The organism is Litoribrevibacter albus (assembly GCF_030159995.1).
Lineage (GTDB): Bacteria > Pseudomonadota > Gammaproteobacteria > Pseudomonadales > Litoribrevibacteraceae > Litoribrevibacter > Litoribrevibacter albus.
The window spans coordinates 348,449-366,661 of sequence record NZ_BSNM01000016.1; the positions used below are offsets into that span (position 1 = coordinate 348,449).

Consider the following 18,213-nt stretch of genomic DNA (forward strand, 5'->3'; position numbering starts at 1 on the left):
ACGCTCAACGCACTTAGCTAACGGAAAACATCATGACACAACCACTCGACCTCGCAGGCTTGGGCGCTGGCCCATTTAACCTAAGCATTGCCGCCCTGATCGACGGCCTTAATCGCAAAGGCGAACAGATCAACAGCCGTTTCTTCGATCAAAAACAAGCCTTTAGCTGGCACCCGGGGATGCTGCTACCGGGTGTGCGTATGCAGACCTCCTACTTGAAAGACTTGGTGACCGGCATTGACCCGACCAGCGAATACACCTTCCTGAACTACTTGGTTGAGCACAAGCGCTTCTATCAATTTTTGACTGCCGAACTGTCTGCCGTCAGCCGTGTTGAATACGCCGACTACCTACGTTGGGCCGCTGAAAAATTGCCAATGATCGAGTACAACAGCAGCATCGAAGCCGTCGACTTTAAAGACAACGCCTTTGAACTACATTTCACTGACGGTCGTGAGCCAGTGAAAGCCAACAACCTCTGTTTAGGAACAGGCAAACGCCCGTACATTCCTGAGAGCGTTCGTCCTTATCTGGGCGGCAACGTTTTCCACGCCATTGGCATCGCTCAACGTGACATGTCGGTGGAAGGGCTAAAAGTCGCCATCATCGGCGGTGGTCAAACCGGCGCCGAAGTGTTTGAAAACATGATCGACCAGCTCTGGGGCAAACCGGCCAGCGTGCATTGGGTGTCTCGTCGAGCCAACTACGAACCGTTGGACGAAACCCCGTTCACCAACGAATTCTTCACCCCACAATACGTGAATGAGTTCTATCATCTGCCGGAATCAGTAAAAGCCAACATCGTTGCCAGCCAGAAATTGGCCTCCGACGGTATCTCGCCAGACACATTAAAAGCCCTGTATCAAAAGCTGTATGAGCTGTCACTGCAACAAGACATCAGCCATTTGGACATGCGCCCGAACCGTGAACTGACCGACATGAACTACCAAAAGGGTACGCATCAGATCACCGTTCAAAATGGCATGAATCACCAAACAGAAACCTTTGATGCCGACGTCGTGATTCTCTGTACCGGTTTTGAAACCGCACTACCAAGCTATCTCGATGGTTTCAGCAGCCGAATTACCACCGATGAAAACGGCCAGTTCGAATTGAACCGTGACTTCCAGGTCGGTTGGGATGGCCCACAACAAAACCGCATTTACGCCGTAAACGCCGGTCGCCACAGTCACGGCATCGCCGAACCACAAATGAGCCTGATGTGCTGGCGCTCCGCTACCATCATCAACAGCTTGTTAGGCAAAGAAGTCTACAACCTCAAACAAGCAATGAACCTGGTGAACTGGCAGCAATCACAGCCACAACAAACTCAAGCAGCACCGGCTCAGGAAGCCCTGACCGCGTAAACTCATCTCCCTGCCTCTGCGTATCTGAACTCGTTCACCCGGATCGGGTTCGGATATGCATTCTTCATCTTCTTCTATCTGCGCCTGAATTCAGAGAACAAAACTCTGCTTTTATCCCATTGCCGTCATTCGCTAAAACGTTATGTCGCTTCAGAAATAAAGCCTATTGATAAAATTAGTGGTTAACACACCTGCTGGTATGTATTAAGTTACTGTTTTAAAGATATGTGTGTGGGGTTGAGGACGCATTGTTGGAAGAAATGATATGCGTTTTAAAGATTTAGAATTAGCTGTTATGACTAAGGAAATATCATGAAGACGACGACAGACTGGAATATTTTAATACAAGGGTACATGAGCCTTATATGGTGCCAAGAAAGTACGAAACCTGAAAATCAAAATAAAAAGGTTTCAGAACTTCTTTCTGAATTTCAGAAAAGAAATAACGGAGTCCTCCCACTAAACATTGGATCAATGCTATCTGCAGCTTATATATGTTTTATGTACCCTCAGCAAAGCGAATTTGATGAACTGGACTTTTCAGCTATAGATACAAGCTGCTTTTCAATCAAGTTAGGAAAAAAAAATGATTCTAAGTATATATGCCGTAGGATAAGAAATTCTCTTGCTCATGCGCATTTCGAAATATTTAATAGTTCTTTTCGGTTTCTAGACCAAACATCTCAGGGTAAAGATCGTTTTGAAGCAGAAATTAAAATTAAAGATTTCGGAAGTTTTTTAAATGATTTTTTTCATATATCAAAGAACCAATCCTTTAATCAAACAGATAAAGGACAACCGCTTTAGAAAACGGCCAATCCATCACCTCAACCCCATCAAGCCTTTGTATAAACTCTCAACACAAACTAACCATTCCCTGAAAACCTCCTAAAACCACAGACTTCAGGCACAACAAAACCTCTGCGGTCGCCGAGCAATTAACTATTTGAAACATATGAGACAAGATCAAACAAAGCAAAGCTCAATGGCATAGCTTGCCATTGAGCTTCATTTGCAGTGCGTTACAGCTTGGTAACGGTATTGCAGGTGACGTGAGGGAAGAGGTATCCAGGCTGATCGTGAATCGTTAAGTTCATGAAAATACTTTGTGAGTACGATAAGAACGGGAAGGTTTGTCCGCCATCGGTGGATAACAACCAGTAGTCTGCCTCGTAATCATTCACGTTCGCACGACGCTGCTCGAATGGAATATTGGTGACGATGCCTTGGCCAGAAGGTAAAGGTTTCGTAGTAACCCGCCAATGAATGTAAGCGTTTGGACGTATCAGGTTCACGGCTTGCTGCAGGACACTGTTTGGGTTACGAGTAAGTTCCGGTTGAGGGTTTTGGTAGTTGTCGAAGCTATTAAGCAGTTCTTCGAACGGCGTACTGTCGAGGCCCGGTGGCGCAAACGGCGGTGGTGTGTCCGGTATTACCGGGCTTCCTGTTCCCTGAGTCACGCTCCCCAATGCCAATATGGAATTACCGTGTGGTACCGCAATTTGTTTGGCAATTTCGATGTCTTCAGGTTGTGGTGGTACAGGCCCTGGTTCTGTTCCATGTTGGGAATACGGTCCGATTGTTTGAGCGGCTGTGGTTAAGTACAGCCAAGCGCCGTTTTCCTCATGCACAATCTGTTCGATTGCCGGGCCTTCTGCAAAATGTACCTGCTGGTCATAAAACAGGGCGAATGAGTTTTGCGTGTAGTTGCCGCCACGGTTAGGTGCATTCACAGGGGTTGCTATTGCGGTACGATCGTTAAACTGTACCGTTTCGTAATAGGTGAAGTTTTTCAGAATGTAGCCATAGTCCGGTTGATTTGGCTGCGGCGTATTTTGTGGCAGTGGCATCACATTGTAAGAAAGCGGGTTACTTTGCCCCCCTTCATTATTACTTCCATTAGGAAGAGGGCGGTTTGTCCAGCGACCGACTAAGTGCTGAAATGGGTAGTTTGGCGGAAAATTTGAGCTGTATGGCATGATGGTTGATCTCCTTGAAGTAACATCACGGGTAGTTCTTTTATATTTCTTTGCCTGTACTGCTCGGCTAAAAATAATAAAAGGGATTAACTAAAAAGGCTCAAGTAAACTTTTTTAACTGAATTGTATTCAGGGGCCGCTGCAAGGCAGTGCTATTGGGCAAACCTCTAACTAACATATTCAGAATCAATAGGTTAAATTGAGCACTTTATTAGTAACGCGTTTACAGTTCTTGGTCGTATTAGGTGCTTATTTTGGCGTAGGAAAAAGATTACCCTCTGTAGTTCCCATTCCAATCACCTAACTCCATTTACAGTCCTCGAAACTAGGTTGCCTTTAGACAGCGGCAATACATGTTGATGGTGAGGACTGTTCCCTTACCGGGTCATTTAGAAGCCGAATAAAAACCTGGCCCGCTTAACGCTGGCCTGGTTTATTCAGTTAACGATTCTTAGGTGTATCCGGATCGTTTTCTTCCATTTCCCGGCCATGAATCATATGGAAGGCAACTCGCTCGGATAACGCACTGATAGTCGCAGTAGGGTTTACCGAGATGGCACTCGGCACGATAGAGCCATCAGCCACGTAAAGACCCGGATAACCCCAGACTTCGCCCCATTCATTGACTACGCCGTCTTCCTTCTTATCCGACATAACACAACCACCCAACGGGTGAGCGGTAAGCAATTTACGCGATGGCCAATCCCAAAGCGGACTATTGATAAAGTGCCCACCAGACTTCTTACTGATGTCTTTAAGGTGACCAATCATGTCATCAAACATCGCACGGCTTTTTTTGTGCTTCCAATCCAGCTTTAATCGCCCACGCCAGTCCAAATAGATTTTTCCGTCCGCAGCATCTGTGCCCATGCCCAAGTAAGGTAAGAACTTCGTCATGTAGCCGCCATTAAAAATACGTTCCGCTTCAAAGTTAGAGGTAAGACCCAGACTACGCAGTAAATAATTCTTAGCCTGATCGACCACATTCCAGAGACGCCCTGTCGTCGGCAATATTCCATTCAAATACCACATAAATGGGTCAGGAAAGCCCAAGTCTTCAATGTATATATGCTGACTGTCCCCTTTGGTATAACCGACGCCAGCCGTAATACTTGGCCCCCTGCCCGCATCAATTTCTTTATCTTTGTAATGCGTGCCGGCAAATAGAAAATCTCCGTTGCCAGAGAAGTGCTTTCCTAAACGATCAGAGAGATTAGGCAAGCTTTTGGTGCGATCACGGCACTCAAGCAATAATTGGTTGGAGCCTAGCGTCCCGCCGGAAACAACCACTTTTTTACCCTTAACAACACCGGCGACTGATGTACCTGAAACAGGATCTTCCGGTAGCTCCATAAACTCGACGTTATAGCCACCGTCGTGAGGTAAGATGTTGACGACCTGATGCAACGGATATACTTCTGCACCGTGCTTTTCAGCCAGAGGAATGTAATTTAAATCCAGGGTATTTTTTGCATTAACATGGCAGCCCAATAAACAGTTCCCACAATAGTCACATGGGCCTTGTTCCTGACCACCAGGGGATTTGGCTTCTTCGGAAAAGTGAACACAGATATCGATTTCTTCTGCTTGTTCAGACGTTGCAGCAACCGCCTCAATAAATGCACTGGTTCGCTTGGGAACCTCCCGGCCTTCTGGCGGCGTCAGCTTATTCGCTGCAAGCATGTCCTTTGCAACGTCATAGTATGGCTTCAAACTCTCTTTCGATATGGCTTTCGGCCAACGGGCCTGATCGAAGATCAACTCAGGCGGTTGAATATGTACATTAAAGTAATGCAGTGAACCGCCACCAACGCCTACGCCTTGAATCACATCCATGTTTTTAAAAGGCAAATACTCGATGAACCCTCGTCCTTCTTCTTTGTCTTTCTCATCCCAAAATGCATGATTGGCCACTTCACCGGTTGATCTGGGAAATTCTGTTTTAACCCAACGCCTGCCCTTTTCCAAAATACATACTGAGTTGCCCGCTTGCGCCAAACGGCACGCGGTAATAGCACCACCAAACCCAGAACCAATAACGACGACATCGTATTCTTCTTTCATCATTTCTATCCCTAGCAAGCCCTTTCAGAGGGTTTTGTTTTTTATCGATATGCACAGACGCACAACACAACAGGGATCAATGGAAAAAGCACGGAGAAGACAAAACTCGGATAACGCTCTTTAAAATCAATCAGGGGTACGACGATTCGTGATATACAGCCGACGATTCATTTCATGTTCATTGTAAGGTTCTCACTCAACCTTCGAACCATTGCCTAAGACCCAACGAATAACACCCAGAGGTAAAAGGCTGAACACTCGCAAATATGGCACAACACTTCGCGCTGTCACATTACACGCTATTACACGAACTTCAGTTATAAACGTCATTAGCTCCACGCAACGGCACGAACATAAGAACTATGTATGACATTGATTTTATTAACAAAATAATCAACAAGAGCGTAAACAAGAAACACATGGGCATGTATGAACTAAAATACCCTCTCTACAGTAAATGACGTGTTCACCTTATCTCGAACAATAGCCTTTGTTGGGGGCGTTGTTGGTTATCGCAACCTGTTGAAGAAATTAGTGGTTAACATACCTGTCAGCATGTATTAGGTTATTGTTTTAACGATATGTGTGTCAGGGCTTAAGACGCAGAATTAGGTGTTATGTGTAATTGTCATCTACTAAGAGCTATATATGGAATCGAGTAGCATTACAAAATTTAAGGAAGAACTAGTAAGAGTCCTGCCGTTTTTTCCGAATAACAAGGATACTCAGCAAGAACTCCTAGATCAGTCAATTTCATCTGTTATGTTTCACTACATTCATTGGGCATCTAGGTTTGTACCCAGCAGAAGGAGAAAGGTAATAATTGACCCACAAGTGACAAAGGACTCAAGGTGGAAGTTAGTAAAAGAGAGAATAAACATCCTTTTGGCCAAGGTAAGAGCAGGCGAAGACCTTACACCATACCTATCATTAAAAGCTCACACAAAAGGCTATACACCATCAGACAGAATACTAAGTGGTGAAGCGGACTGTTGGGATGATAAAGATTTTCTGCTAAACACAATGGGGTTTCACCATTTCCATTTAGGTAAAAGTATCAATGCGAAAGGAATCTCTGAACGTACGAATGAAGTAATCTTCGCGCGAGTATCAAGAGATGAGTTTCACGTCGCCGCAATCTTCGATCACTCAGTTTTTGACTCAGACAAAGACGAGCATGAGCGAATGAATGAAGAAAGAACTAGACTCTGGAAAATATATGATGACTTTTCCACTCAAGGACTTCCTCCTGGCACGGTCTACATGTCAAACCTTATTACGACATCCGGCCATCCTCTTCATATTCATGACATTACTAGAGAGTATACTCATGTACTAAACGAGCTAGACCACAAAATCAACAATAGAGAATTCGAGAACTCAGTTTATGAAGAAACTAAACTAATTAAGCCTAGAAAGAACAAGTTAGTATGGCATATCAACGACCTTGATCTAGGGCTCCTAGATAAAGCTAACCAGTTCTTCATCATTAGGTATGGCCCTGTATGAATAGCACCATTAACATAAGCGTAGGCAAGGTAACACTATAAGTACGTTTGCTGCAGGCGTTAACTATACAAGGTAATCGACATGGGTAGTCTTGATTCTTGGTCTGTTGAGTTTGAGAAAATTGGTTGGTTTATTCCTCCTTATGTGAGCATGAGCCAAATGGATAAAATCCTAAGCAAAAACGTTAAAAACCAAAGCTACATTACTCAAGCAGAGCTGGAAATAATATTGGCTGATCTATACTCTCCTCTCAATATGGCGAACCTATACGTAGAAAAATATTCCAAAACGCCTTTTATAAAAGACTATATAGAAGTCTTGGGCGATGGGCTGGAAGCCCATTTTCTTGGTTTGCATTATGCAGCTGTAGCAACCTTAATTCCGGTTGTTGAAGGTATTTCTAGAAGGTTGGCTAAAAAGAGGAATGTAGAGCATAGGTACATAAAGCAAACTATTAAAAACTTATGTGAAAGTTGTAAAACAGAAGTAAATAGCAGAAAACTAGGAGCATATGAAGAAGTAGAGTCAATGATTGATTCTTTCAAGGAATTCTCAACAAAGAAATTATATATCGATTCCAGCCAATACCCGCACAGTGACTATACTAACAGGAACGGTATTACACATGCTGCGTATGATGACTCAGATTACGGAACGCCTATTAACTTTTATAAAACAGTTGCAGCTATTAACTCGCTTTGTTTTTTATCCGAAATTGATTCCAGCTTATCTTGGTTTCCACCAAAAGAAAGTGAGTCCGGTTCGAAGATGTCTTTGTTTTTTTCTAAGTGTCAAGAGCAATCAAACATTAGAGAGAGAAGCTTTTAACAAGTACAGGTAGACTACTTCCCAACCCAGCCATCCCTAACCCCACCATCCCAAAACCCATATAGTGACTATTTTTTGCTCAGCTTTGAGCTATGGTAATTTTCAGCACGTCATTAATTCATCCTTACTACGCCCTGCTCGGTTGAGGGGTCAGGAACACTCCATGCATTTACCAACATCACTCAGTCTAATGGCTTGCTTAACTATGAGTCTCAATTCTTTTGCCAGCGATCACGCTGATACCCTGCTTACCAACGCCACGATTTACGGATACGAACAGGCCGATGCCATCGCTATTCGCAACGGGAAAATCCTCGATATCGGGGATAGCCAAACGTTGGCGGGCTATCGCACCGCCAACACCGAGGTCATTGATCTCGAACACGCCTTTGTGATGCCCGGTTTTATCGACAATCACAATCATGTCTTTGAAGCGGCGTCCGAAGCCGGGGGCAACTGTGAGTTGGATATGGATGCTCTTGCGGATGAGCAAATCCCCTATCTCAAAGCGTGCCGTCACCATGCCAACCCCGATGAGTGGCTGATGGGTTACGGTTTTTCGATTGATGCCGTACTGCATGAAGATAATCGTCATACGCCGCTGGAAGTGATCGACCGTATTTTTCCGGATCAACCCGTGGTGATCATGGAGCAGACCTCCCATTCAATGTGGGTCAATTCGGTTGCGCTGGCGGAGGCAGGCATCACCTCGCGAACGCCTGAGCCTCAAGGCGGGAAGATTCTGAAAGATGAAACCACCGGTGAATTGAACGGAATCCTGCTGGATAACGCCGGTGACATTGTGATGGAAATGGCCTGGAACAGCCTTAAGAATCAATTCGATCAGAGTTATAAAGGCTTAATGATCGGCTTGGCCGAAGCCGCTGCCCACGGCATTACCACTATTGGTGACGGTCGTTTGTATTGGAAACGCGGTTGGTATGAGGTGTGGAAAGAGGCGGAGAAAGCCGGTGATCTCACCGCGCGCGTTTCGCTTCGCCCGTGGATTTACCCGGCCGATACCATGACTCCTCAATTGGACTATCTGAAAACCATCCACACCACGGATCGCTCCGGCTTGCTGCTCACCAATCAGGTCAAAATGTACAGCGATGGTATCCTCATTAACGGCACCGCCAAAACGCTTGACCCTTACCATGATACTTACATTCCCGATGAACCGTACGGCATCAATTACATTCCGCCAAATCAGATGAAAACCTGGCTAAGTGAGTTGGCAACACTGGGCTACAGCGCCCATATTCATGCCATTGGTGACGGTGCCATTCGTGAATCGCTCAACGCCATTGAACATGTGAAACGCACACAAGAGAAACAACAAAGCACGAAACAACAAGCCACGAAATTACCCTACACTCTAACGCATGTGGAATTAGTGAACCTGAAGGATGTGCCGCGCTTTGCTGAACTGAATGTCACCGCCGATTTTCAGGTGGGTTCGGACTATGTAGCAGAACACGATCACAGCTGGGCCGAACCGTTTATTGGCAAAGAGCGCACTGATGCACTGATGAATCTTAAAGCCATTTATGACACCGGTGCTAACCTGTCGCTGAGCAGCGACTGGAATGTCCACAGCATTAATCCGCTGGTCGGCATCGCCAACAGTTTAAAGATGGGTGAGACTGGCTTACCCAATGTGCACGCAGCTATCGAGGCTTACACCATCAATGCCGCTAAGAGCCTGGGCATTGAGGACATCACCGGATCTTTGGATGTGGGTAAATCAGCAGACTTGGTGGTACTGGAAAACGATATTACTAAGCTATCGACCAGCCAAATTGCCAAAACCGAAATCTGGATGACGATGCTGCAAGGCAAGATAGTGTTTGATGTTGATAACTAGAGAAGCAACCTCTGCTCTAGATCAGAAGCTGGTGATGCTGCTGAAAAGCAGTGATCACCGCCTCGCCCCGCTTCGATAAGGCCAGTCCGTTGCGCCAGCACAGCTCCACTCGACGCTCGATGGCCTGAGTTTCAAAGTCGCAATCCAACGCCTTCAACTGACCGCTTTCGATCAGAGATGTCACAGCGTCTTTCGGCAAAAAGGCAAAGCCTTGGTTTTGGATGAGTAACTGAGTGACGGTGGAAACGTCTGAAAACACGCCATAGCTTGAGCTAAAACCATCATTCGAATCGACATCTGCGTCGCCCCACACTAACTCGCGGTACTGGCTCAATAGCGCGGTAGAGACCGTTTTCTCCTTGGCGAGCGGATGATCAGTACCGCACACCAATATCTCGTGATAACCGCCTAAACGACAATACTCAAACTGTGAGTGATGGACGATTTCCGACTCGTGAATCAGGATCAAATCCACTTCGCCAGAAACTAAGGCATCCACTAAGCCCGTTTTGTCATCACGATAGACCTCGACATTCAACGACGCCGTTTCCGAGGCTGAAAGAATCTCAGACACTGGCTGGATAAAGACGCTTTTAGGCAGGAAATGTTCAAGGCCGATGGTCAACACCGTCGGCTCTGAATCCGCCAAGGTATAAGCACTGTCGATGAAGTGATCCAGCTGACTAAGACTGTGGCTTAACGCGGGCAACAGGCGCTGCCCATCAGCAGTTAATGACGTCTTATTGCCACTGCGTTCAAAGAAGGTCACGCCAAGATCGCATTCCAAGTCCGAAATCCACTGGCTGACTTGAGGCTGCGTCTTACCTAACTTACGCGCCGCCGCAGAAATCGAACCGGTTTCAATGGCTAACAACAGGGCTTTCAGATGCAAGGTATTCATAAGCAATCAGTCTAGCGAACCATTGAGGATCAGCCCAATAACTGCTTACGCAAACGTTCAGCAATCTCTTCCGGGCGCTCTTGCATAAAGCAATGGCCGCCTTCCACTGTTTCCGCATGAAATGCCGTATGGCTTTTCAGTCGTTCAATGGAACGGGCTATGAACGGATAGGTTTTCTTCGCCGCCCAGATCTCTGTCGGTGTGGAAATGCGTTTCAACGACGGCCACAAACGTTTCGGGTAGGACGAGAATATATCGGCTTCGCGCTTCGGCGGGCACTTCAGGCTCACTCCGTCCTGGGTATCTTGCAGCGCATAATCCACATAGGATTGAAGGCATTCAGGTTGCCAGCCTTTGAAGGTGCCGCGTTCATGAAAATAGTCGTAGGCTGCCTGACGGCTTTCCCACTCTTGCGTACGAACACGCGCCTGCTTCGCCAGTGGTAGTTGTTGCAGTAAACCAAACAAGTCGATGGTCGCCATCACCCGTAACATGCCGGGCGGGAAAATCACCGGATCGAGCAAAATCGCCTGATCAAAACAGTGCTTGTCTTTGGCCATCATCAAGGAAGTAATCACGCCACCAAAGCTGTGCCCCACCGCATAAATCGGCACCGCTTGTGGTAATAAACCGGAGAAATGATGGACCACTTCCAAAGCCAAGCTCGCGCACTTGTTCCAGCCCATAAAACGGCCGCCGGTGTCGCTGTCGCCGTGGCCCGGCAAGTCGGTGATCAACAGATCGAAGTCGTTCAACAACGGCTTGAGCATAGGTAAGTAAGTGAGCCCACAAAATCCATTACCGTGCAGGAAATGAATGATCGGCTTGCCAGAAAAACGGGTTCGCCAACCTCGCAAATTAAATCCGCTACGGACTTGATACGACCACGGTTCTAATTCTGGAATCATGAAATACCCTACCTAATCACTGTTCTTGTTGGTTTGGAACATCTTAATAACTTTAAGAAGGAAATACATAACAATTGTTAAGGAACCACTGAACAGCATCCTTAAGCCAAAACAAATAACAAAATGTTCATCAGACATGTATATTACGACCAAAACATGTGAACTATTTGTTTGCATGAGTGAGATCGGGAAGATAATCGCTCAAAGATGGTTAATACGAAGGGAATGAGATGACGCTGGAACAACTTCGCGCATTGGACGCCGTGGTAATCTACGGTTCGGTGAGAGCCGCAAGTGCTCAATTGTATAAAACGGCACCGGCCATCAGTGCCTTGATTAAGAATCTGGAAACGGATGTAAACATTCAGATTCTCAGCCGCGACAGTTACCGCCCTAAGCTCACCCAGGCTGGGGAAGTCTTTTATGAAAAGGCGCGAAAAGTCCTCAACGAAGCAGAGCAACTCAAAGCCTTATCGCAACGGATTTCCGGCAACAGCGAACTGTTGATCAATATCGCCATTAACGCCATCTGCCCGATGCATCCTATTCTGAATACCCTAAAGCAGATCGAACAAAATCATCCGAATACCCAAATCAATGTATCCAGTGAACACATGGGCGGAGCCATCGAGCGGCTGAAACATGGTGAAGCCGATCTCGCCATTACCACCACCATGAACTTTGATTCCCGACTGATGGAAGCCAGCCATTTGATGGATGTCACCATCATTCCCGTTGCGCATCATTCCTATCCGTTAAGCCAAATGGAGATGATGATTCCAAGGTACGAAGTCCGAAAATACACCCAAGTGATTGTCAGTGATTCCAGCCGACACGATGAGAAGTTGTCGTTGGATGTGGTAGAAGATGGCAAACGCTGCCATGTCACTGACATTCCCTCTAAAAAGGAAATCATTCAGGCCGGGCTCGGCTGGGGCGGGCTACCCCAATACGTTGTTCAGGATGAACTTGACTCCGGTGAACTGGTGGCATTGAACGTCGAAGGCTATCCACCGCGCATTTCCCCTATCTGCCTGATCCGAAGAGGCCATGACCACGCAGGCCCGGTGGCTCAGGAAATCTGGGAAAACCTCAAGCTCCAGCTTAACGATGTATGAGCTTAGTGCGCTCATAAGGGCTGACTCTGAAAAGCAGATTCTCTAAAGAACACCAACACTGAAAAAAGCACAGAAAAACAAAAGCCCGCCGAATCAAGGCGGGCTTGCTCAAAGATATCCGGGAGTTAACCCTCGATACCAGACTCAACGTCATAGGCACGCAGCATCGCTGAATAGCCTACAGAAGGCTCGAAGTACTGTTGTCTCACCGCAAGATACTCGGGATCAGAGAAGAAGGCTTCTTTCTTCGCCTGGTCACAGAATCGGATGATGAACACCCGGTTCACCGCCTCTTCCAGCGGGCTCTTCAATAACTTATCCACAGACAGATCAAACACAAAATCGCCCTGATACTTCTGAAGAATCGGGTACATGCCTTCGCGATACGCCTGATAACCCGCTTCGTCTTCTACTCTCACGCCTACATGAATTTCATACGCCATAATCACTTTCTCCTAACAGTCTTTAATGATGAGTATCCTAAACCCTGGTTACCCTAAGTGGTGCCCGGCTACATGACCGCCATCGACATTTATGATGGTGCCAGACACAAAATCGTTCGAAATTAATTGCTCAACCATCGTCGCAATATGCTCACCTTCACCGATACGATTCAGTAAATGTAAGCCAGCCAAGCTGTCCGAATCATCAATGCCATTTCTGGCATGCATTGGTGTCCGAATGATGCCAGGTGCAATGGTGTTGACCCGAATGTTGTCCTTTCCAAATTCCGCCGCCAGCTGCACGGTCAATCCATGAATGCCGCCTTTACTGGATATCGGTGCCGTCGCCGGAACCCCGCCCAAGGCATGATTCACCAGCACTGTGCCCATGTTGATCACACTGCCACCGCCTTGTTGTTGAAGTAACGGAATAACCTTCTGTGTGAGGAAATAAGTGCCTTTTAGGTTGGTCGACAAGTACTGGTCAAGATCGGCTTCCGTCACCTCTAAAAAAGGTTTTGGTGAAAAAATCCCGGCATTGTTGACCAGCGCATCGACCTTACCAAAGGCTTCTAACGTCGCAGCCACCAACTTGGCGCGGTCGGTCTCTATGGCGACATCACCAGCTACAGTGATGACGCGTGACTTATCATCAAAACCGGCCGCAACGGCTGACAAACGTTGTTGATCTCTGCCATGCAGGGCAAGGGCATACCCCGCCTGATACAAGTGCTCGGCAATACTTACGCCCATTCCGCTGGACGCTCCGGTGACAATCACTACTGTATTTTTAATCGACATACGCGACTCCTCTCTTTGAGTTAACCGTCATTGGTTAAACCCAGAATAGAGAGAAAGCCGTGAGAGAGATATTTGCGAAATCTTTAGAGAACGTTAACTTTTAGTTAACAGGTTGAAGAGGCCCAGCATTGAACCTCTTCAGACATGAAATATTGATGAGACGGGTTACAGCTTGAATTTAGCCACCTGAACTTTCAGCTCATTCGCCAGCGCCAACATTTGCTCACTGACTTCTTTACCGCGAATGGCGTCTTTACTGGATTCATCGGCTACTTCACTGATGCGTTCAGTACTTTGGTTAATCTCATCCGCCGCCAGATTTTGCTGTTCCGCCGCGCTGGCGATCTGACAGTTCAATGCATCCAGCTCTTCGATCTGCCCTGTGATTTCCAACAACAGACTGGCCACATTGGTCACGTCTTCCGCCTTGTCACTGGCTTGCTGGCTCACCGAGGTCATCGACTCGACGGCATTTCCTGCGTCTTGCTGTAGCTGGCTGATGGTTTTTTGAATGGTATCGATGGACTCTCGGGTACGAGTCGCTAACGAGCGCACCTCATCGGCCACCACCGCAAACCCACGCCCTTGTTCACCGGCACGGGCCGCTTCAATGGCCGCATTCAATGCCAACAAGTTGGTTTGTTCGGCAATGCCGTTGATCACTTCCAGGACACTGCCCACTTCGTTGGTGCGTTCGCTCAACTCGGTGATTTTTTGGGTATTTTCAATCACCTGATCGCGAAGATGATTGATGCCATTCTTGGCGTCTTCCACCAGACTCAAACTCTCGGCAGCTTTATGGTTCGCCATCTCTGATTTCTGAGACGCTACTTGCGTGTTCTGTTGAACTTCGGTGGCCGACGCGTCCAACTCGACAATCGCCGCTGCCACCGAATCGGTGCCCTTCTTGTTATTGATCATCGAGTTCTTGGTGAGATCAGAAATTTCATCCACGGTCTCAGCCGCCTCCACCAGTCGATTCGCAGAATCCGCAACAAACAAGTAACTGTCTTTGAATTTATTCATCATGCTGTTCAACGCTTTACTGACCGCGCCTAGCTCGTCGTCATGATGAACAATGATTTCCTGATTCAAGTCGAGATTGTCTTCCACCGACTTAATCGTCTTTTGCAGACGTTTGAGACGGAATAACACCAGGCGATTGAAAATGAAGCCTAAAATGGAGAAACCGATGATGGTAAAGATCAGTTGCATGATCGCAGCTTGAGTCACTGAACTAACAATGGATTCATCCACTTCAGTCATATCGTAAGTCAATTTGACCGCACCCAGTACTTCCCCTTTGTTCACCTGGTGACAGGTTAAACAGTTGGTGCCGGAATAATCATCGGTGGCTTTGATTGGAAGAATCAACGACATCAAGCGTTGACCATCCTGTTCAAAAAATTCGAAGGACTTATCTCCGCTCAAACCACGACGCTCAAATTCATTTTTCGCGGACTGGTCGCTGTGCCCTGCACCAAACACATTGGTCACGCCTTTACCACGGATAATCCGTGCTTCCACAATGGATTTATGGCTGAGCATCTTTTTCTGCATGATCTGACGATTGGCAATGGTGCCGGTCAACATCATGGCATTGACTGAATCGAAGTAATTCAAAGCCATGTTTTCAAGGTTTTGCTCAACCAAGTCTTCGGTCAGACCTTTTTCGTCGTAATAGAAAAAGATCACCGTTGAACCCAATAAAATTAGGGCAATGCCTAATAACGTCAGTTGAATTCTGCGAGCCAGCGACATACTTGAAAACATAAGTTCCTCATCATCGATTTGATAATTGAAGGTCGGCAGGATATCGAAAAGTAGTAGACGGTTTGGTTAAGATTTGTGATTTCCATTGAACCAGATCAATAAATAATCACTTTTTAATCTTTGTTGTTATTTCAGCATCCCATGCCAACAAAAAGCCACCGGTTAACTCGATCAAAATCAACCAGTGGCTTTTCAATACATCGGCTTGTTAGGCTGCAACTTTAGCAAACCCTTCGCGATCGTGTGGTTTATCAAAGTCCAGTTTTGGCCCTTCCGGTACTACTCGGGTAGGGTTGATAGTGGCATGGCTGTAATAGTAATGGCGCTTGATGTGTTCCATATTGACCGTGTCCTTCACGCCCGGTACTTGATACAACTCGCGCACGTAGTTTGAAATGTGCGGATACTCTTCCAGTCGCTGTTTATTGGTCTTGAAGTGACCGTAATACACCGCATCAAAACGAATCAAGGTCGTAAACAGACGCCAATCCGCTTCGGTGATTTGATCCCCCACCAAGTAACGTTGCTGGCTTAATCGATCTTCCAGCCAATCCAGTGCATCAAACAAGTCGTTATACGCTTCTTCATACGCAGCTTGCGTGGTCGCAAACCCGGCACGATACACGCCATTATTGATGCTGTCATAAATCCGCGCGTTCACTTCGTCGATCTCGGCACGCAGTGCCTCGGGATAGAAGTCCTGAGTGTCACCGGTAAGGCCATTGAAGGCACTGTTGAACATCCGAATGATCTCTGCCGACTCATTGCTGACGATGGTTTCGGTCTTTTTATCCCACAACACTGGCACCGTCACACGCCCGGTGTAATCCGGCTTAGCCTTGGTGTAAAGCTGATGCATGAATTCAAATCCGTACAGTGGATCATTAATCTCACGCTCGGGATAGGTCTTTAGTTCCCAGCCGTTATCCAGCATGTCCGGACTGACTACGGTTACGTCGATATACTCTTCCAAGCCTTTCAGAGCACGGAAAATCAAAGTGCGATGCGCCCAAGGACAAGCTAATGAGACATACAGATGATAACGACCTTTTTCCGCTTTAAAGCCCGCCTCTCCGGTTGGCCCTGCTGAGCCATCTTCCGTCACCCAGCTGTGAAATTTGCTCGCTTCACGCACGAACTTTCCTTCTGAAGACTTTGTGTCATACCACTGATCAACCCATTTACCTTCAACCAATAAGCCCATAGCAATCTTTCCTTCAACGTATATGTATGATTAACAATATGTACGATTAACAATGTATTTGTATGATTAGCAATGTGTACGATTAACAATGTATTTGTATGATTAGCAATGTGTCTGAAATAGGATCAAAGCTAAGGCTTCTGATTATTCAGAAGCCAAACGTTTAGCGATGATGTTATCAATTGACAAACTTCCTGCCCCGGCAAAGATCAATGAAACGGACGCCGCCAATAACGCCAAACCGAACTCGTAGCCGTTGTTACTCAAGAACAACCCGTTTTCTAAATGCACAGTGACAATAGCCACCAGCAAAGTTAATGCTGCTACGACGGCCGCTGGACGAGTCAGAAAACCAAGAATCAAGGCCAAACCACCAAAGAACTCAGCAGAACCCGCCAATAACGCCATCAAATAACCTGGTTCTAGGCCAATCGACGCCATCCACTGACCTGTCCCTTCCAAGCCATAGCCCCCAAAGGCACCAAACAATTTTTGGGCACCATGGGCCAGTAAGATAATTCCGACCGGAATACGCAATGCCAGCGATGCAATACCTGCGTCAGTTGCTAAAAGTTGTTGGAAGAATGTTTTGTTTAATGTGGTCATGATCGTCTCCAAAGATTGTTTGTGTGCGCCGTAACGCGATAACAACCATAATAGACATCGATCACTTCGATTAAAAATACAATAAATAGACAGAATTAATCTATTTAACTGATATTTATTTAAAGCCTTTACTTAAGATCTTTGGTTAAACTAAACGCCCCTCGAAGCTCCCCCACGGAGAACCCCGTCGCCTGATCCTGTGGATACAGCGACTTAATGTGTTGCTGCAATTGAGGATTCATCTCTGACCCATGGCAGGCAAGACACACAGCCCCGGTTGGAATCGCTTTCATGTATCGGAATTCTTTATTCACCACGTCAGCGTATTCAAGCGTCTGAGGATCTGTGCCGTTAGCCAACTGGGTTTCAAATGTCTTAAGAACCTCTTGCTCCCATAGCTCAGGCCGATTGGCCGGGTTACGGACTTTGAGCGCCGTTCGAGACACCTTCCACCCTTCTGTACTGACTGATTCCGCAATGGCCGGAGCCTCAAGATTGCACACAGTAACCGCACTGATAGCGCCTTCTGACTGCAGCGTTTGCTTTAAGGTCTGTTTGAGTTGTTTACCAAAGGCTTTGACTTTAGTCCGGGCTTCCACCGTTAGATCACCGAGCGATGCCTCTGCTGGCTGCGCTTCTTGTGCTATCACCGTTAGAGGAACACTTAACAAACCACATAGAACTACCGCATAAGAACTGTTCGCTCGTAATTTCATAACTTACCCTTAATATTAGATATAGCTAATTTAGATATAACTTATACATTAAGTACTGGTCATAAATCAAGCAAAGACTAAAGACCTGCAAAGGAAACACAGACAAGTTCCCACACAGAGTTAGAAATG

General features: G+C 46.5%; 16 protein-coding genes. 6 read left to right on the plus strand and 10 right to left on the minus strand.

The features are described 5' to 3' along the window. Positions 1–32: 32 nt before the first annotated feature. A complete protein-coding gene (locus tag QQL66_RS16305) occupies positions 33–1,367 on the plus strand; it encodes a lysine N(6)-hydroxylase/L-ornithine N(5)-oxygenase family protein (RefSeq protein ID WP_284382854.1) in 1,335 nt (444 codons plus the stop codon). 312 nt (positions 1,368–1,679) lie between these two features. Continuing rightward, the gene (locus QQL66_RS16310) at positions 1,680–2,174 is read left to right on the plus strand and encodes a HEPN family nuclease (RefSeq protein WP_284382856.1); all 495 of its coding nucleotides are present in this window, start codon (positions 1,680–1,682) and stop codon (positions 2,172–2,174) included. A 215-nt stretch (positions 2,175–2,389) separates the two neighbouring features. Here the strand turns inward: QQL66_RS16310 and QQL66_RS16315 are convergent, their stop codons facing one another. Together QQL66_RS16315 and QQL66_RS16320 are read right to left on the minus strand one after the other, a co-directional pair. Continuing rightward, positions 2,390–3,346, minus strand: coding sequence for a heme-binding protein (locus QQL66_RS16315; protein ID WP_284382857.1), 957 nt, complete (start codon positions 3,344–3,346; stop codon positions 2,390–2,392). Positions 3,347–3,787: 441 nt separating this feature from the next. Then, positions 3,788–5,413, minus strand: coding sequence for a GMC oxidoreductase (locus QQL66_RS16320; RefSeq protein WP_284382859.1), 1,626 nt, complete (start codon positions 5,411–5,413; stop codon positions 3,788–3,790). Between the two features lie 645 nt (positions 5,414–6,058). Between QQL66_RS16320 and QQL66_RS16325 the strand changes: the two genes are divergently transcribed. The 3 genes from QQL66_RS16325 (at position 6,059) to QQL66_RS16335 (ending at position 9,614) form a co-directional block, all read left to right on the plus strand. Then, entirely contained in the window at positions 6,059–6,919 is an 861-nt protein-coding gene (locus QQL66_RS16325) for a hypothetical protein (protein WP_284382861.1), read from the plus strand. An 81-nt stretch (positions 6,920–7,000) separates the two neighbouring features. Then, on the plus strand, positions 7,001–7,747 hold the full coding sequence (locus tag QQL66_RS16330) for a hypothetical protein (RefSeq protein ID WP_284382863.1): 747 nt from the start codon (positions 7,001–7,003) through the stop codon (positions 7,745–7,747). Positions 7,748–7,910: 163 nt separating this feature from the next. Then, positions 7,911–9,614 carry an amidohydrolase gene (locus QQL66_RS16335; protein ID WP_284382865.1) on the plus strand — a complete coding sequence of 568 codons (1,704 nt, stop codon included), beginning with the start codon at positions 7,911–7,913 and terminating at the stop codon, positions 9,612–9,614. Positions 9,615–9,630: 16 nt separating this feature from the next. On the opposite strand, the gene QQL66_RS16340 is transcribed toward QQL66_RS16335, so the two are convergent. Both QQL66_RS16340 and QQL66_RS16345 read right to left on the minus strand, forming a co-directional pair. Continuing rightward, positions 9,631–10,515: a LysR family transcriptional regulator gene (locus QQL66_RS16340; protein ID WP_284382866.1), complete on the minus strand. Its 885-nt coding sequence runs from the start codon at positions 10,513–10,515 to the stop codon at positions 9,631–9,633. 29 nt (positions 10,516–10,544) lie between these two features. Next, a complete protein-coding gene (locus QQL66_RS16345) occupies positions 10,545–11,423 on the minus strand; it encodes an alpha/beta fold hydrolase (RefSeq protein WP_284382867.1) in 879 nt (292 codons plus the stop codon). A gap of 230 nt (positions 11,424–11,653) precedes the next feature. On the opposite strand from QQL66_RS16345, the gene QQL66_RS16350 reads away from it, so the two are divergent. Next, positions 11,654–12,541, plus strand: coding sequence for a LysR family transcriptional regulator (locus tag QQL66_RS16350; RefSeq protein ID WP_284382868.1), 888 nt, complete (start codon positions 11,654–11,656; stop codon positions 12,539–12,541). Between the two features lie 125 nt (positions 12,542–12,666). Here QQL66_RS16350 and QQL66_RS16355 read toward each other — a convergent pair whose 3' ends face one another. The 6 genes from QQL66_RS16355 to QQL66_RS16380 all read right to left on the minus strand — a co-directional run bounded on the left by QQL66_RS16355 (position 12,667) and on the right by QQL66_RS16380 (position 18,084). Continuing rightward, positions 12,667–12,984, minus strand: coding sequence for a DUF1330 domain-containing protein (locus QQL66_RS16355; protein ID WP_284382870.1), 318 nt, complete (start codon positions 12,982–12,984; stop codon positions 12,667–12,669). Between the two features lie 48 nt (positions 12,985–13,032). Then, a complete protein-coding gene (locus QQL66_RS16360; RefSeq protein WP_284382871.1) occupies positions 13,033–13,785 on the minus strand; it encodes an SDR family NAD(P)-dependent oxidoreductase in 753 nt (250 codons plus the stop codon). A gap of 165 nt (positions 13,786–13,950) precedes the next feature. Continuing rightward, positions 13,951–15,558: a methyl-accepting chemotaxis protein gene (locus QQL66_RS16365; RefSeq protein ID WP_284382872.1), complete on the minus strand. Its 1,608-nt coding sequence runs from the start codon at positions 15,556–15,558 to the stop codon at positions 13,951–13,953. Positions 15,559–15,766: 208 nt separating this feature from the next. Further along, positions 15,767–16,762 (minus strand): glutathione S-transferase family protein, encoded by a 996-nt coding sequence (locus QQL66_RS16370; protein WP_284382874.1) that lies wholly within the window; start codon positions 16,760–16,762, stop codon positions 15,767–15,769. 144 nt (positions 16,763–16,906) lie between these two features. After that, the gene (locus QQL66_RS16375; RefSeq protein WP_284382875.1) at positions 16,907–17,368 is read right to left on the minus strand and encodes a DoxX family protein; all 462 of its coding nucleotides are present in this window, start codon (positions 17,366–17,368) and stop codon (positions 16,907–16,909) included. 128 nt (positions 17,369–17,496) lie between these two features. Next, on the minus strand, positions 17,497–18,084 hold the full coding sequence (locus QQL66_RS16380) for a Tll0287-like domain-containing protein (RefSeq protein WP_284382877.1): 588 nt from the start codon (positions 18,082–18,084) through the stop codon (positions 17,497–17,499). Positions 18,085–18,213 lie beyond the last annotated feature (129 nt).

What these genes read in the sequence shown, in the direction of transcription:
- QQL66_RS16365 (WP_284382872.1), bottom strand. Translation starts at nt 15,558, where the DNA reads ATGTTTTCAAGTATGTCGCTGGCTCGCAGAATTCAACTGACGTTATTA.
- QQL66_RS16320 (WP_284382859.1), bottom strand. Translation starts at nt 5,413, where the DNA reads ATGATGAAAGAAGAATACGATGTCGTCGTTATTGGTTCTGGGTTTGGT.
- QQL66_RS16310 (WP_284382856.1), top strand. Translation starts at nt 1,680, where the DNA reads ATGAAGACGACGACAGACTGGAATATTTTAATACAAGGGTACATGAGC.
- QQL66_RS16370 (WP_284382874.1), bottom strand. Translation starts at nt 16,762, where the DNA reads ATGGGCTTATTGGTTGAAGGTAAATGGGTTGATCAGTGGTATGACACA.
- QQL66_RS16330 (WP_284382863.1), top strand. Translation starts at nt 7,001, where the DNA reads ATGGGTAGTCTTGATTCTTGGTCTGTTGAGTTTGAGAAAATTGGTTGG.
- QQL66_RS16315 (WP_284382857.1), bottom strand. Translation starts at nt 3,346, where the DNA reads ATGCCATACAGCTCAAATTTTCCGCCAAACTACCCATTTCAGCACTTA.
- QQL66_RS16375 (WP_284382875.1), bottom strand. Translation starts at nt 17,368, where the DNA reads ATGACCACATTAAACAAAACATTCTTCCAACAACTTTTAGCAACTGAC.
- QQL66_RS16335 (WP_284382865.1), top strand. Translation starts at nt 7,911, where the DNA reads ATGCATTTACCAACATCACTCAGTCTAATGGCTTGCTTAACTATGAGT.
- QQL66_RS16380 (WP_284382877.1), bottom strand. Translation starts at nt 18,084, where the DNA reads ATGAAATTACGAGCGAACAGTTCTTATGCGGTAGTTCTATGTGGTTTG.
- QQL66_RS16345 (WP_284382867.1), bottom strand. Translation starts at nt 11,423, where the DNA reads ATGATTCCAGAATTAGAACCGTGGTCGTATCAAGTCCGTAGCGGATTT.
- QQL66_RS16360 (WP_284382871.1), bottom strand. Translation starts at nt 13,785, where the DNA reads ATGTCGATTAAAAATACAGTAGTGATTGTCACCGGAGCGTCCAGCGGA.
- QQL66_RS16350 (WP_284382868.1), top strand. Translation starts at nt 11,654, where the DNA reads ATGACGCTGGAACAACTTCGCGCATTGGACGCCGTGGTAATCTACGGT.
- QQL66_RS16325 (WP_284382861.1), top strand. Translation starts at nt 6,059, where the DNA reads ATGGAATCGAGTAGCATTACAAAATTTAAGGAAGAACTAGTAAGAGTC.
- QQL66_RS16305 (WP_284382854.1), top strand. Translation starts at nt 33, where the DNA reads ATGACACAACCACTCGACCTCGCAGGCTTGGGCGCTGGCCCATTTAAC.
- QQL66_RS16340 (WP_284382866.1), bottom strand. Translation starts at nt 10,515, where the DNA reads ATGAATACCTTGCATCTGAAAGCCCTGTTGTTAGCCATTGAAACCGGT.
- QQL66_RS16355 (WP_284382870.1), bottom strand. Translation starts at nt 12,984, where the DNA reads ATGGCGTATGAAATTCATGTAGGCGTGAGAGTAGAAGACGAAGCGGGT.